Origin of the sequence: Methanocalculus chunghsingensis, assembly GCF_018132105.1 — an archaeon.
GTDB lineage: Archaea > Halobacteriota > Methanomicrobia > Methanomicrobiales > Methanocorpusculaceae > Methanocalculus > Methanocalculus chunghsingensis.
On sequence record NZ_JWHL01000010.1, the window covers coordinates 47,390 to 60,660 of the forward strand.

Sequence of the window (13,271 nt, forward strand, 5' to 3'; positions counted from 1 at the left end):
TATCGTCATTTAAAGATTCCGAACTACAAATACGATATCTTTTTTCTCCTGTACTCAGTACGATAGAAGGAATGGAGCAAGGCAGCTATACATGCGGGGTCTCAGAGACCCCCCTTACAGGCGAGACCGTTGGGGAGATGCTCAATCGTATCGCCGCCAAATACCCGGATAACGACGCGCTCGTCTCGGTGCACCAGGGGCTCCGGTACAGCTACCGGGAGTTTCTGGCTGAGGTGGATCTCTTTGCACGCGGGCTGATGGCGCTTGGAGTGGAGCGCGGCAACCGTGTCGCCATCTGGGCACTCAATTATGCAGAATGGGTAATCGTCCAGTTCGCCACCGCAAAGATCGGCGCCATCATGGTGAATATCAACCCTGCATACCGGACCTATGAGTTCGAGTACGCGATGAAGCAGGCGGAGGTTCAGACCCTCATCATCCAAGGGCGCTTTAAGACGTCGGATTATGTCGGGATGTTCTATGAAGCCTGCCCCGAGGCGTTTGAGTCCCGTGCAGGGAGGCTCAAGTCAGACAAATTCCCGTTCCTGAAAAATGTCATCTTCATGGGCGATGTGCCGTACAACGGGATGTACCGGTGGGATGAGATCCAGGAGCTGGCAGAGGGGATCACCCCCGGCGAACTCGCTGACCGTGAGGCCCTCCTTGAGTTTGATGATCCCATCAATATTCAGTACACCTCCGGAACGACCGGATATCCAAAAGGGGTCGTCCTCTCCCATCACAGTATCGTCAATAATGGCTACATCATCGGTGAGGGTATGCGTTTTACCGAGAAGGACCGTCTCTGTATCCCGGTCCCCTTCTATCACTGCTTCGGGATGGTCCTCTCCAATCTCGCCTGTGTGACGCATGGATCGACGATGATCATCCCCTCCCCGGTCTTCAACCCTGAGGCGGTCCTCCAGACTATTCAGGATGAGAAGTGCACAGCGGTACATGGTGTGCCGACGATGTTCATCGCCGAGCTGTCGCTTCCAAACTTCCATTACTATAAGCTTGATACCCTTCGTACCGGGATCATGGCCGGATCGCCCTGCCCGATTGAGGTGATGAAGGAGGTGAATAACCGGATGCATATGTCCGATATCATCATCGTCTATGGTCAGACAGAACTCGCCCCCGGCGTCACAATGTCAACGGTGGATGATCCCCTTGAACGCCGGGTCTCGACCGTTGGCCGGGCGATGCCGCATACCGAGCTGAAGATCATCGATCCAAAGACCGGGAAGATCGTGCCGCGTGGTGAACGGGGGGAGATCTGTGCACGCGGGTACATGGTGATGAAATGTTACTACAATAACCCGAGTGCAACCCATTCGACGATCGATGTAAACCGGTGGAGCCATACCGGTGATCTCGGCGTGATGGATGAAGAGGGGTACATCCGGATCGTCGGCAGGCTGAAGGAGATGGTGATCCGCGGAGGCGAGAATATCTATCCCCGTGAGATCGAGGAGTTCCTCCACCATCATCCTTCAATCGCCGATGTCTACATCATCGGAGTTCCGGATATCAAATACGGCGAGGAGCTGATGGCCTGGGTGAAGGTGGAGAACGGAAATACCGTCACCGAGGAGGATATCCGTCAGTTCTGTAAAGGAAAGATCGCTCATTACAAGGTGCCGAAGTACTTCAAGTTCGTCGACAGCTTCCCGATGACCATCTCCGGGAAGATCCAGAAGTTCAAGATGCGGCAGATGGCGGTTGAGGAGCTCGGCCTTCAGGATGCCGAGAAGGTGGAGACCGCCTGAGGGGAGGGTTCTTCACTTCCTCCCTCCCATCTCCAGCTATGGGCTATGATTGTGTACTGATAGATTCACATACGAAGGATGAACTCCTCGGTGGGATCAATCAGTCGGTTCTCTACGAGGTCCGTGCCGAGATCTATGGCTGCTGCGTCAAGCTGATGACGGATTCCCGACCGGTCAGGGATCGCTTTGCTGAGAACTTCTTCTTTGCATCCCAGTCCATTCGATCGCACGGGCGGCTGTATGTCCTGCATGACGCCCTGTTTCCGGAGAATACGGTCCGATATGATCGCGGTTCAAAGACCGTCTTTCTCTTCAATATGACCTATTATGGCTGGGTCAAGTCGATAGCCCTCGGCCTCTGCGGCGATATCCTCGAGGATGGCCATGGGATTGCCTCCTGCCATGGTGCCTGCCTGGACCGGAATGGCGAGGGGTTTGCGATCATCGGGATGTCAGGTGCGGGGAAGACGACGCAGACCTATGGTTTCCTCCTCGATCCATCGATCCGGGTGATCGCAGATGACTGGTTCTTCTTCCGGATCTTTCCTGATGCCGCCCTCGCCTATTCATCAGAGAAGAACTTCTATATCCGGGCGGATCTTGCCGCGGCCTGGCCCGAGTTTGAGCCCCTGATGGCCCGCGCCGACTTCGACGAGGAGGGGCGGGCGATAGTGGATCTCAGGTACGCCATCGGGAAGGGGAGGATCTTCCCACTGACGACGCTTCGCCGGATCCTGATCCTGACAATCGAGGGGGAGAGGGCATACCGGCGAGTCACGACAGATGAGGCGCTCTCCATCCTTGAAGAGAACCGGTACTTCAATCCGCATCTTCTGGTGAAGAATGACTACAAGACCGAAATCCGGCGGGAGTACTACCGGCAGCTCCTCGAAAGGGTTGAGATCCTGACGGTCGCCAGGTGCGAAACACCAGGGGAGACGCAGGAGTTGTTGCGGACGATTGTCAGAGGTTATGAAAAATTATAATAAAAATTATATAATAGGAAGACATTGGAGAGATGAGGATACCTGGAAGGAAGAGAATGCATCTATCCCTCTCTTCTCACCCGTATAGATCTGCATGAGTTGATAGCATAATGAGAATCTACATCTCCCTCATATATCTCCTCCTCCTTCTGGGAATCTTCATCAGCCCGGTGCATGCCGAGTCTGTTGGAATCGTCCGCTTCACCTTTGAGCCGGATTCTGTTACCATCGATCCCGGAACGACGGTCACCTGGACGAATATGGATATCGCGGTTCATTCAGTGACCAGTGAAGACGGTATCTTCGATTCCGGATCCCTTCCTCAGGGCCATTCGTTTGAATACACTTTCACCGAGCCAGGGACCTATGCGTACTTCTCCACGCCTCACCCGTATATGACCGGCGAGATCATCGTTGCCGGTGAAGATCTGATCCCTCTGCCAGAGGAGGAGGATACGGACGGGCCGTTCGGATTTGCGCTGCTCATCGCCATTATCGGGATTGCTGCCATCGCGTACCTGGTATTGCGAAGGGACTGATTCGGTGATTATAAAAAAGTGTGGACTTATGCCACGTTTCTTCGTGCAACGAGTGCAGAAGCCGCCTTCCCTGCTCTTTCAAGGATCGCTTCCTCTTCAGGAATATGGCGGTCATGCATGAGGATGGCGCCATCACAGATGACGGTTTTAACTACAGTGCCATTGCAGGAATAGACGAGGTTTGATGAGCCGTTATGGAACGGTGTCTGGCAGATCGTATCTCTGTCAACAAGGATGATGTCGGCGGCATATCCGGGGGCGATGACGCCGCCGCCGGTCCTGAGGGCTTCTGCTCCGTTTTTTGTTCCAATCTCCAGAGACTCCGCCGCCGGGAGGATGGTCGGGTCACGGGTGGCGAACTTCTGGAGGAGTGCTGCCATCTTCATCTCCTCGAAGAGGTCGAGGTTGTTGTTTGAGGCACAGCCATCGGTTCCGAGGGTGACGGGGGCTGAGGCATTCCTGAGATCACTGTACGGGATTGCCCGGCCGCCTGCGAGTTTCATGTTGCTTGCCGGGTTGTGGGATGCCGCGGTCTGCCGTTCTCCAAGGAGCCTGCATTCATCGGTATCGAGCCAGCAGCAGTGGGCGGCGACGGTCCGGCTGGTGAGGATGCCATGCGCATCGAGGTAGGCGGCCGGCCTGACACCATGGGTGGCGATACAGTCGTTGACCTCCTGTTCGGTCTCGGAGAGGTGGATGTGAATGCCGCAGTCATGCTCCACTGAGTACTCCGCACACCACCGGAGACCTTCGGGGGAGACGGTGTAGAGGGCATGGGGGCCGAGGGCGAAGGAGAGTTTCGGGTTATTTCGTGCCCTGATATTTTTGTGGAGTGCGACGGATGCCTTCATCTCGGCTTCCCGCTTCTCCTCGGTGAAGAGGTCGATGAAGCCGTGGGAGAGGCATGCCCGGATCCCGGCCTCCTCCACCGCATCGGCGGCCCGGTCCATGAAGAAGTACATATCATTGAAGGCGATGGTCCCTGTCCTGATCATCTCCAGGCAGGCGAGCCGGGTTCCCCAGTAGACATCGTCTCCGGTGAGATGGGCTTCAAGCGGCCAGATCTTCTCTGAGAGCCATTCGAAGAGGACCATGTCGTCTGCATACCCCCGGAGCAGGCTCATCGCGGCATGGGTGTGGGTATTGACGAGGCCGGGCATGACGATATCGCCTGCTGCATCGATGGTGATCTCTGCATCTCTCTCTTTCGTTTCACCGACGGATCTGATGATCCCGTCCTCGATACGAATGTCAGTCTTCCTTCCGTTTAGAGAGGCGTTCCGAATCAGGATCGATGAACGCTGGTTGTATGGTATCTCCTGGTCTGTCATGCAAGTTCCTCAACAATTTTCTCAAGTATAATGCTTGTACGTCTGCTTCCTGCCTTTGCGGCGGTAAGAATCGTCTCATAACTGATCGATTCGTCACCGATTCCGTTTGCATAGTTATCGACATTGCAGATGGCGGCAAACCGTATGCCGAGTTCAATGGCGAGCGTCGCCTCGCTTGCCACCGTCATCCCGACCATATCAGCGACCTCTGCAAGTGCCCGGACCTCTGCGGCGGTCTCAAATCTCGGACCCGTTGTCTGGACATAGGTTCCACCGATCTGTGCATCCTCATGGATGTTCCCGAGGGTGATGATGAGGTCATGGTCAAGGCCGGGCATGACATGGGTGATCGTCCCGTCATGGAATGTCGGGATCGCCCCCCAGCTGATGAAGTCCTGCGGGATGAGGAGGGAGCCGGGGCGGTACTTCACCCTGAGAGATCCGACCGATCCGAAGGCGATGATCCGGTCGACGCCCTTCATCTTCAATGCCGCAAGGTGTGCCTTGTGGTTGATCCGGTGAGGTGGCCGGGAGTACTGGTGGCGTGGTACCAGGCAGATCTCCCCGCTATGGACGACCGCTCTTCCGTACGGTGTTGCGACGACCTCCTCCTTCAGCGGGGGAAGGTCTGCAAAGAGGAGGCTTGTCCCTCCGATGATACCTAACATGGCCTGCACTCCGTGGCTGATCTGACTGCCATTGAAAGAACTGTCTGTTCTCAGGATTATTGAAGGAGACGGTTTTTCACGGAGTCTCAGGCCACTTCTGCGAAGATTTATCTTCTTCGTACCATATATCGGAGCGTATGCCTCAGACGAGATCGATAGAGGAGGTTTTTATTGCCCGTGAGACGATGGAGGGGGCGGGCGTTCGGCTTCACCGGGCCTTCGGCCATGCCGAGCTACCACGTTTTGACCCGTTTCTGATGTTCGATGACTTCCGTGGCGATGATCCGAGGGACTATCTCGCCGGGTTTCCCTGGCATCCGCACCGGGGAATTGAGACGGTGACCTATATGCTTGAGGGGAGGATCGAGCATGGCGACAGTATGGGCCATGCCGGGATCGTCCCTGCCGGAGGGATCCAGTGGATGACCGCCGGCTCCGGTATCATTCACCAGGAGATGCCAAAGCCGGTCGATGGCCGGATGGGGGGCTTCCAGCTCTGGGTGAATCTTCCACAGAGCCATAAGATGATGAAGCCACGATACCAGGAGATTCAGGCAGGCGAGATACCCTTGGTGACGCTCCCGGGGGGTGCTGCCGTCCGGGTCATCTGCGGCACTGTCGGCGGGGTCACCGGTCCGGTCCGGGATCTGATGGCCGACCCGGAGTACCTTGATGTGACGCTTGAGCCGGGGGCGGCGTTTTCCCATCAGGTGGCCCCCGGCTATATGGCGGCTGCGTATGTTTTTGCAGGGTCCGGAAGGTTCGATCCCGAGAGAGGGGAAGAGCATGGGAACCGGAGGATGATCCTCTTTGGGGCTGCAGGGGACAGGGTGGATGTCGCTGCCGGTGACACGGGGGTTCGGTTCCTCTTCTTCTCCGGGAGGCCCCTCCGTGAGCCGATAGCCTGGGGTGGGCCGATTGTGATGAATACGGATGCGGAACTGAGGCAGGCATTTGCCGAGTACCGGGACGGGACGTTTATCAGGGGATGATGAGGAGGATTATTTTCGGGTAGTATGACTTTTATCTGGATTCTGAGGTGATTGGAGCCGTTTAAATAATAATGTAGTAGAAAATATAAATTTATAGTAATTGAAGAAGGTATGATCGGATTCACACTATCTGAAGAGAAACATTCTTGTAGATATTGATAAATATATACATTAGATGTATCTTTGTTAGGGATAGCATTTGACATCATACAGGTTAAAATAAAGGATTTGAGGACCGTATGACAGAAATTGAAGAGATGATACAGGAACTTTCACCGGATAATAAAAAAGAGGTTAAGGATTTTATCGCTTTTCTCCTTCGAAAACAGAAAGCAGGAGATGGAAAGCCACTTCGCCTTTCATGGGCTGGAGCTCTCAGTCGATATCGGGATACATACACCGCTCTGGAGCTTCAGGAACAGTCATTATCCTGGCGAAGTGAATGAGGTATCTTCTGGATACAAATATCTGGCTCGAATTACTTCTTGAGAGAGAACAAACTCAGAGATTCTGTCGTCCAAACCATGCAGACATATAATCTGGACGTGGATGCTGCATGCCAATAGTTATTTCAACAGGCCATGCTCCTCATCGAAGATGAAGACGAATGCCCGCCCTCTCTTCTCCTTCCGGAGGTACCCTTTCTCCACAAGCATGAGGAGATCGGTTCTTGCGGTCTCGTAGACGACGTCGTGCATCTGCATGACATGACGGATGGTGAAATATCTCTCTGGCTGTTCCATCATGGTGCGGAGAATATCTGCCTGGCGCTCATTGATCCCCTGTACCTTCCTGATGATGGCTGACGTCTTCTTCTGATCCGACTGCTTCTCTTCAATATACCGGAGCAGGTCATCACGGGCTTCATTGATGCATGCGATGTTGTAGTTGATGAAGTAGGTCAGATCCATCTCATCGTACCGGGTATGCAGATAGGCGAGGGAGTAACGCTTCTTCGATCTCTGGATGGCTCGTGAGATCGCCATATATTCAAAGAGCCAGTAGCCCCTTGAAAGCACATACCAGTAGAAGATGGTCCTGGCGGTCCTCCCGTTGCCATCTGCGAAGGGGTGGATATACCCGATAAGATAGTGGAGGATGATCCCCTTGATGATCGGGTGGATGAAGATAGCGGCCGGGTTCCCTGATTCGTACTCATCATCATTTGCAAACCGGCAGAATGCTGCGATCATCTCCTCGATATCCTGATGATCAGGGGGTGTATGCTGGATTGTTCCGGTGACGGCATCGACAACGACGATCTTGTTATTGTCACGGAACGTTCCGACTTCCGCATCACTGATAGTCCGCGTGGTGACGATCTTCTGAATGTCGGAGATCATCTCCCGTGAGATCGGCTCATCCTTCTTTGTACGGATATACTGCATCACCTCATAGTTGTTGATGACCATCTGCTCATCGGTATTCTTTGCCTTTTTTCTGGAGATGAGCAGCTCCTGCGCCTTCTTCCGGGTTGTTACTGCTCCTTCGAGGATGCTTGATGCAATCGCCTCTTCCATCATGGAGTTGATGATATAGGATTTTTCGAGCCGGATCTCCCGGTTGTTGATCCTGATGATGCCGGAGAGGTACCGGTCATAGGTATGCAGGTTCTTTGCGATCTCCGGGGTGAGGGAGTAGACGAGCCGGAGCGGAGGATAGGGAATCGTCTCGTACCGGAGCCTTCGGTGAGCTTTCATCAGTTGCCAGATGAGTTCCCTCCGGTTCGTATCCGACACCCTGTATATCAGCTCATCCCAATAGAGGTATCTTCGGTTATAATCACGCACCTCGTCTTCGAGCTCCTCATCTCCGGAGGGTGCAGTAACCAGAGAGTGTAATGGTATTCTGTCTGATGGTGGTTTTTGAGGGGTATTCTTCATTATTTCTTCAAATACTAATTTAGTAGTAATTAGTATTTAGTAGTATGTTTGCCTGAAGGTTACCATGAGGGTGTAAAATACTAATATGGTAGAAATTAGTAGTTATTGGTTTTTCAGACCACGCTGTATATTCACGAATCCTATCTTCGGCATCCCGATTCTGCCGGATCTACCGTGGCCTGAAGATCTTGAGCATCGGGGGGATCGCCGCTCCAACGAAGATCAGGGCATACCAGTACCACCTGAGCCGGAGTACCGGGGCGTAGAGCTTTGCAATCATGAGGGTAAAGCCCATGACGCTGATCTTGACGAGTGCCATATCCTTCCATCCGAGCATCTTCATCCGGGAGTCCATCCATCCAAAGAAGTCCATCATCATCTCCTCCGCCGCAACCCGGTGCGACAGTCCCCCCTCTTCCGGGTGTGATGATAAAGGTTTGGTGGAGAGGGGTGATGAGAGGGGGAGGGGGAGTATGTACTCCTGCCGGGTGGCTCCTGCGGAAGGGGATTGGATAATATAGCAGGGCTTCCTGAAGGGTAGGTACGCCATGCGTGACCGGCCGGATATCACAGATGAGTCGGTGATGATGAAATGGATGGCCCTTGAGTTTGGGAGGATGAACAAGGGGATCGTCACCAGCCGCAGAACCCTCGCCGAACTGCTTACCGAAGAGGCACCGTCTGCCGCGACGAAGGGGGGCGAGGAGCATCGCTTCGACCGCAGGGTCCTTGCCGCCCTCGGGGAGAAGCTCCCCCAGGAGATGCACCGCCGGCTCCGTCTTCCAATCCTCTTTCGCCAGGATATGACCGTCGCGAACAGTGTCTATCTCGCTGACGAGGCGGCGGTCACCGCCCTCCAGATGCTGGGTGATCTCGGGCCGCTGTACCGGATGGAGAAGGGGCGGCTCTGGGTCTCCCGGCCGATTGCATACGCGATCCTGCTGAAGTACCCGACCGCGGTCCAGATGATGATCTTCTGAGGGAGCGATCTGCGGAGAAGGATGTCCGGAGTACAAGGACGGAGAGCGAAGGCAGGAGGGGGCGCCGTCACGCTTCGCAATCTATGTATCGCCTGGATACATTGGTACTTCGTATGAGCCGGTTTGGGAGCCTTGATCCGGAGTTGATACGAAACGGCGGGTGTACTGATGTCTACTTCCCGCGATGCGAGTCGGTGCTTGAGCGTGCCGGGGTGAACCCTTCTGTCGTGATGGAGGTCTCGGTCGCCTCGCTCCCGCTGGGGTTTGGTATCCTGGCAGGCCTCAATGCGGTCCTCGATCTCTTTGCCGGGATGCCGGTCTCGGTCTCTGCGATGCCGGAAGGCTCGATCTTCTTCCCTGATGAGCCGGTGATGGTGATCTCCGGGAAGTACCGCGACTTCGCACGGTTCGAGACGGCCCTCCTCGGCTTCCTCTGCCATGCCTCCGGGATCGCGACCGCCGCCGCCCATGTCGTCTCGGTTGCCGGGGGGCGGCCGATCTACTCCTTCGGCTCCAGGCGGCAGCACCCGGCGATTGCTCCCATGATCGAGCGATCCGCCTGGATCGGGGGCGTTGCCGGCGTGAGCAACACCGCCGCCCCGGAGGATATCCCGCTCGCCGGGACGATGCCCCACGCCTTCGTCCTCTCCTTCGAGACCCCGGAGGCGGCGTGGGCGGCATACGCAGAACATGCCGATCCCGAGGTCCCCCGGATCATGCTCTGTGACACCCTCTCGGACGAGAAGGCCGAGGCCCTCGCCGCCGCCAACATCGGCTGTGCGGCGGTCCGGCTCGACACCCCCCGGTCCCGCCGGGGCGATATCCGGTCGATCATCGGCGAGGTCAGATGGGAGCTTGACACCCACGGCTACCGCGACGTCCGGATCTTCCTCTCCGGCGGCGTCACCGCAGCCGACGTCGCCGCCCTCCGCGATCTCGTCGATGCCTTCGGGGTCGGCGGCGCCATCGCCAATGCCCCCGTCATCGACTTCTCCGCCGACATCATCGAGAAGAACGGCACACCAATCGCCAAACGGGGCCGCCGCAGTGGGAGAAAACAGGTCTGGCGGCTCCCGGGGGGCGGCAGGATCACCCTCCCGGCAGGCGAGCGTCCCCCGGAGGCCGGGGCAGAGACAGGGACCGTTCCCCTCCTCCAGCCCTGCATCCAGGACGGCCGGATCATCACCGGGACAACGACCGATGCCGCCCGCCGCCGTGCAGAAGAGGAGATGCGGCTCTACGGGGGCGGCCTGTATCCGAGAGGATAGATGGCGGTGCTTGCAGGGGTCCGTTCTCAGTGTCAGAAGTGCTGACACCCCGGTATCCGGGAGTACGATAAACAATCTATTTATGCGACACCTGCGAATAGAGTAAGGTCAGTGAGCTTTATTGTCACTGGTTGTCAGTGTTTATCACTGGGCCGATAGATCAGGGGTAGATCGCTACCTTGGCATGGTAGAGGCCGCGGGTTCAATTCCCGCTCGGTCCATTTAATTTTCATAAAGGTTGTGTATTTACAAGTTTTCTGATCTCTGTTGAATTAGGAATCGTTATCCTCTCAATTTTTTTCATATTGATAGATTTGATATTTTTTCTTCTCTCTTGTTTAAATTGAGGATATCTTTCTATTACATTCTCTCTAGTATTGCCATCAACAATACTTTGTATTTGACTTGCAGAAAAAATGGAGTATTCTTCTGGTTTTCCAAACCATGTATTATTGTACCTTTTTACGTCCATTAAATGGTAAACATAGTAGTTTGTCGGATCGAAAAAATACCATTTATCATGGACTTCAACCTCCACCCAAGCATGATTATTTTTTGTTAATGTAGCTCTTATAGCTCTTGTATTATAACCTGATTTATTCGCGACATCTTCAAATAAAACTGCAAGTTCTCCACAACCTCCCATTTTATAATAAGCAATCCAATATGGGTTATTCGCATATTCATTAGGTATACGAAAAACTTGAGAGATAGGCGAATGCACTTCAGGCCGTATTTTACCATATGAATCGTATAAATAGCGATTAATTGGATGATCTAAATATTCTTTTGTATAATTTGGATTGAAATACTCCTTTTCAAAAAGGATGTAGGTAAAATTTGCAGATACCCATTCTGCTATTGCCTCTAACTTTTCCGTATCATTATCAATAGCTTCGGTTTTGTTTACAATGGAGCATATTTCCCGTACCCCTATAGGATAAATTTCATTTTCGTATTGAATTGAAAAATATGAATCAATTTGTTCAGCAGATTGGCTAATCGTTATAAAAAAAAGTAAAATAATATATAAAAAAACAATTATTACAAAAATAACATTCATTAATATTTTATTATGTTTATTTATAGACATTTTTAATCATAGTTAATTGTGAATTGGTTAAATATCTACTCGTTGTAAAAAAAGGATAAGATCTTATAAAAATATATCCTATGTATGATATCACACACCTAATCTACTGTGTATAAATGAAATATTTATATGAAATCAAATCATCTCAAAATTATGGTTATTTTACAGAGATTATTGGGATATGGATATTTCCCTGCTGATCTACCCCCTCCTTTTAATACAAAAAAATTTGCATCAACCTTTTCTTCCTCTGATGTTAAGAGATGGGAAGACATGGTGATTTCCTGGTCTAATTCAAGAAATAATAAAATTGAAAGTAGATGTTGTATTTATTCAAAACCTAGGTTTCATAATATACGACGTAATTTTAGTATTCCCAATCCTTTGTACCACGCAATTTTGTGCAATCATATAGAGAGAAATTGGGGTGAAATTAGTAATTTTATAGCTCAGTCCCAATTATCTATCAGCCGCCCAATTATTCCCATTCAATTCAAAAAAGCCTCGCGTTCTTTTGAGCAAATGGCTGATTCCTTCAATCAAAAGGAAAAAGTTGTATTGGAATCATCCATTTTTCGTGTGATGCTCAAAGCTGATATTTCTCGTTATTATAATTCTCTCTATACACATAGTATACCTTGGGCATTACATGGAAAGCAAAAAGCAAAAAAACAAAGAGGTAATGCACTTTGTGGAAATCTCCTTGATAAATGGGTAAGAAGCCTTCGTGATGGGCAAACATTAGGGATTCCCGTTGGTCCTGATAGCTCTTTAATTATTTCAGAAATACTTGGAACAGCGATAGAAATGGATTTGAAAAATTCAGGTGTAAGTTTAAAAGGAGTTAGATATATAGATGATTTTACATTATTTTTTAGAGATAAAAAAGAGGCTTATGATGCACTCACAAAATTACACAATATATTAAATAAATACGAGTTGGAAATAAATCCACAAAAGACAATTATTGACGAGGCCCCCTTTATCTTTGAGCCAGATTGGGTTTCATATATAAGACAATATTCTTTTAGAGAAATAAATAAAAAACATGGAATACAAAGCCAAAGAACCGATATTATTGATTTCTTTAGTAGATCTTTTGAGTATGATAGTCGATATGAAAATAAAAATGTACTTTTATACGCAATTAAAAGATTTGCAAAAGTGAATATATTAAAGGAAAATTGGGGTTTAACTGAGTCATTATTATTAAAAACAATAATTCTCAACGGAACCTGTATACCTTGGGTTATAAAAATAATATTAGAATATAAAAATAAAAACTATCCTGTTGATAATGATAATTTACAAACCGCAATCAATGAAATAATTTTATATCATTCCCAATATGGACATGATTATGAAATAACATGGGCTTTATGGTTTTCATACCAGTTAAACCTGAATATTCCTCCGGAAATTAATCAATTCATTGAAAATAACATCAATCCAATAGTTATAATTATGGCTTTATTCTTGAGAGATAACGGTTTAATTAAAGATATTAATATTTCAAATTGGGAAAAATATATGACTTCAGACAATTTATATGATGAATATTGGTTATTAGCTTATGAAGCAAATATAAAGGGATGGTTGTCTATATCTGGCAATAATTATCTTGATCAGGATCCATTTTATAAAGAATTAAAAGATAAAAATATTGTTTTTTTTGAAGAAGATTACACATCTATAGAACCCCCGTCAGAAGAATATATGTTTAAATTTTAATAAATAAAGTCATTATTTTATTATATCT

At 50.5% G+C, this 13,271-nt stretch carries 13 protein-coding genes and 1 tRNA gene; 9 read left to right on the forward strand and 5 right to left on the reverse strand.

Going from position 1 to position 13,271, the window contains the following annotated elements; translation table 11 throughout:
- Positions 1-71 precede the first annotated feature (71 nt).
- The 3 genes from RJ53_RS07205 to RJ53_RS07215 all read left to right on the forward strand — a co-directional run bounded on the left by RJ53_RS07205 (position 72) and on the right by RJ53_RS07215 (position 3,297).
- Positions 72-1,772: an AMP-binding protein gene (locus RJ53_RS07205; RefSeq protein WP_211530952.1), complete on the forward strand. Its 1,701-nt coding sequence runs from the start codon at positions 72-74 to the stop codon at positions 1,770-1,772.
- Between the two features lie 38 nt (positions 1,773-1,810).
- Positions 1,811-2,758 carry a phosphoenolpyruvate carboxykinase (ATP) gene (locus tag RJ53_RS07210; RefSeq protein WP_211530953.1) on the forward strand — a complete coding sequence of 316 codons (948 nt, stop codon included), beginning with the start codon at positions 1,811-1,813 and terminating at the stop codon, positions 2,756-2,758.
- 110 nt (positions 2,759-2,868) lie between these two features.
- A complete protein-coding gene (locus RJ53_RS07215; RefSeq protein WP_211530954.1) occupies positions 2,869-3,297 on the forward strand; it encodes a cupredoxin domain-containing protein in 429 nt (142 codons plus the stop codon).
- Between the two features lie 26 nt (positions 3,298-3,323).
- Here RJ53_RS07215 and RJ53_RS07220 read toward each other — a convergent pair whose 3' ends face one another.
- Positions 3,324-4,628, reverse strand: a complete 1,305-nt coding sequence (locus RJ53_RS07220) for an amidohydrolase family protein (protein ID WP_211530955.1) — start codon at positions 4,626-4,628, stop codon at positions 3,324-3,326.
- Positions 4,625-5,296: an MTAP family purine nucleoside phosphorylase gene (locus tag RJ53_RS07225; protein WP_211530956.1), complete on the reverse strand. Its 672-nt coding sequence runs from the start codon at positions 5,294-5,296 to the stop codon at positions 4,625-4,627. The genes RJ53_RS07220 and RJ53_RS07225 overlap by 4 nt, the downstream gene beginning before the upstream one ends.
- Positions 5,297-5,433: 137 nt before the next feature.
- Between RJ53_RS07225 and RJ53_RS07230 the strand changes: the two genes are divergently transcribed.
- Both RJ53_RS07230 and RJ53_RS07235 read left to right on the forward strand, forming a co-directional pair.
- A complete protein-coding gene (locus RJ53_RS07230) occupies positions 5,434-6,288 on the forward strand; it encodes a pirin family protein (protein WP_211530957.1) in 855 nt (284 codons plus the stop codon).
- Between the two features lie 239 nt (positions 6,289-6,527).
- Positions 6,528-6,734, forward strand: coding sequence for a DUF2281 domain-containing protein (locus tag RJ53_RS07235; RefSeq protein WP_211530958.1), 207 nt, complete (start codon positions 6,528-6,530; stop codon positions 6,732-6,734).
- Positions 6,735-6,854: 120 nt separating this feature from the next.
- Here the strand turns inward: RJ53_RS07235 and RJ53_RS07240 are convergent, their stop codons facing one another.
- Entirely contained in the window at positions 6,855-8,171 is a 1,317-nt protein-coding gene (locus RJ53_RS07240; RefSeq protein WP_211530959.1) for a Fic family protein, read from the reverse strand.
- Between the two features lie 169 nt (positions 8,172-8,340).
- On the reverse strand, positions 8,341-8,721 hold the full coding sequence (locus tag RJ53_RS07245; protein WP_211530960.1) for a hypothetical protein: 381 nt from the start codon (positions 8,719-8,721) through the stop codon (positions 8,341-8,343).
- On the opposite strand from RJ53_RS07245, the gene RJ53_RS07250 reads away from it, so the two are divergent.
- From RJ53_RS07250 to RJ53_RS07260, 3 genes are all read left to right on the forward strand, one after another.
- Positions 8,720-9,151 carry a DUF61 family protein gene (locus RJ53_RS07250; protein WP_211530961.1) on the forward strand — a complete coding sequence of 144 codons (432 nt, stop codon included), beginning with the start codon at positions 8,720-8,722 and terminating at the stop codon, positions 9,149-9,151. The genes RJ53_RS07245 and RJ53_RS07250 overlap by 2 nt on opposite strands.
- A gap of 113 nt (positions 9,152-9,264) precedes the next feature.
- On the forward strand, positions 9,265-10,419 hold the full coding sequence (locus RJ53_RS07255) for a nicotinate phosphoribosyltransferase (RefSeq protein WP_211530962.1): 1,155 nt from the start codon (positions 9,265-9,267) through the stop codon (positions 10,417-10,419).
- A gap of 149 nt (positions 10,420-10,568) precedes the next feature.
- Positions 10,569-10,640, forward strand: a tRNA-Ala gene (locus tag RJ53_RS07260).
- 8 nt (positions 10,641-10,648) lie between these two features.
- Here the strand turns inward: RJ53_RS07260 and RJ53_RS07265 are convergent.
- Complete coding sequence (locus tag RJ53_RS07265) at positions 10,649-11,512, reverse strand: transglutaminase domain-containing protein (RefSeq protein ID WP_211530963.1); 864 nt, start codon at positions 11,510-11,512, stop codon at positions 10,649-10,651.
- A 153-nt stretch (positions 11,513-11,665) separates the two neighbouring features.
- Between RJ53_RS07265 and RJ53_RS07270 the strand changes: the two genes are divergently transcribed.
- Positions 11,666-13,243 carry an RNA-directed DNA polymerase gene (locus tag RJ53_RS07270; RefSeq protein WP_211530964.1) on the forward strand — a complete coding sequence of 526 codons (1,578 nt, stop codon included), beginning with the start codon at positions 11,666-11,668 and terminating at the stop codon, positions 13,241-13,243.
- The last annotated feature ends 28 nt before the right edge of the window (positions 13,244-13,271 follow it).

What these genes read in the sequence shown, in the direction of transcription:
- RJ53_RS07205 (WP_211530952.1), top strand. Translation starts at nt 72, where the DNA reads ATGGAGCAAGGCAGCTATACATGCGGGGTCTCAGAGACCCCCCTTACA.
- RJ53_RS07210 (WP_211530953.1), top strand. Translation starts at nt 1,811, where the DNA reads ATGGGCTATGATTGTGTACTGATAGATTCACATACGAAGGATGAACTC.
- RJ53_RS07215 (WP_211530954.1), top strand. Translation starts at nt 2,869, where the DNA reads ATGAGAATCTACATCTCCCTCATATATCTCCTCCTCCTTCTGGGAATC.
- RJ53_RS07220 (WP_211530955.1), bottom strand. Translation starts at nt 4,628, where the DNA reads ATGACAGACCAGGAGATACCATACAACCAGCGTTCATCGATCCTGATT.
- RJ53_RS07225 (WP_211530956.1), bottom strand. Translation starts at nt 5,296, where the DNA reads ATGTTAGGTATCATCGGAGGGACAAGCCTCCTCTTTGCAGACCTTCCC.
- RJ53_RS07230 (WP_211530957.1), top strand. Translation starts at nt 5,434, where the DNA reads ATGCCTCAGACGAGATCGATAGAGGAGGTTTTTATTGCCCGTGAGACG.
- RJ53_RS07235 (WP_211530958.1), top strand. Translation starts at nt 6,528, where the DNA reads ATGACAGAAATTGAAGAGATGATACAGGAACTTTCACCGGATAATAAA.
- RJ53_RS07240 (WP_211530959.1), bottom strand. Translation starts at nt 8,171, where the DNA reads ATGAAGAATACCCCTCAAAAACCACCATCAGACAGAATACCATTACAC.
- RJ53_RS07250 (WP_211530961.1), top strand. Translation starts at nt 8,720, where the DNA reads ATGCGTGACCGGCCGGATATCACAGATGAGTCGGTGATGATGAAATGG.
- RJ53_RS07245 (WP_211530960.1), bottom strand. Translation starts at nt 8,721, where the DNA reads ATGGCGTACCTACCCTTCAGGAAGCCCTGCTATATTATCCAATCCCCT.
- RJ53_RS07255 (WP_211530962.1), top strand. Translation starts at nt 9,265, where the DNA reads ATGAGCCGGTTTGGGAGCCTTGATCCGGAGTTGATACGAAACGGCGGG.
- RJ53_RS07265 (WP_211530963.1), bottom strand. Translation starts at nt 11,512, where the DNA reads ATGTCTATAAATAAACATAATAAAATATTAATGAATGTTATTTTTGTA.
- RJ53_RS07270 (WP_211530964.1), top strand. Translation starts at nt 11,666, where the DNA reads ATGGTTATTTTACAGAGATTATTGGGATATGGATATTTCCCTGCTGAT.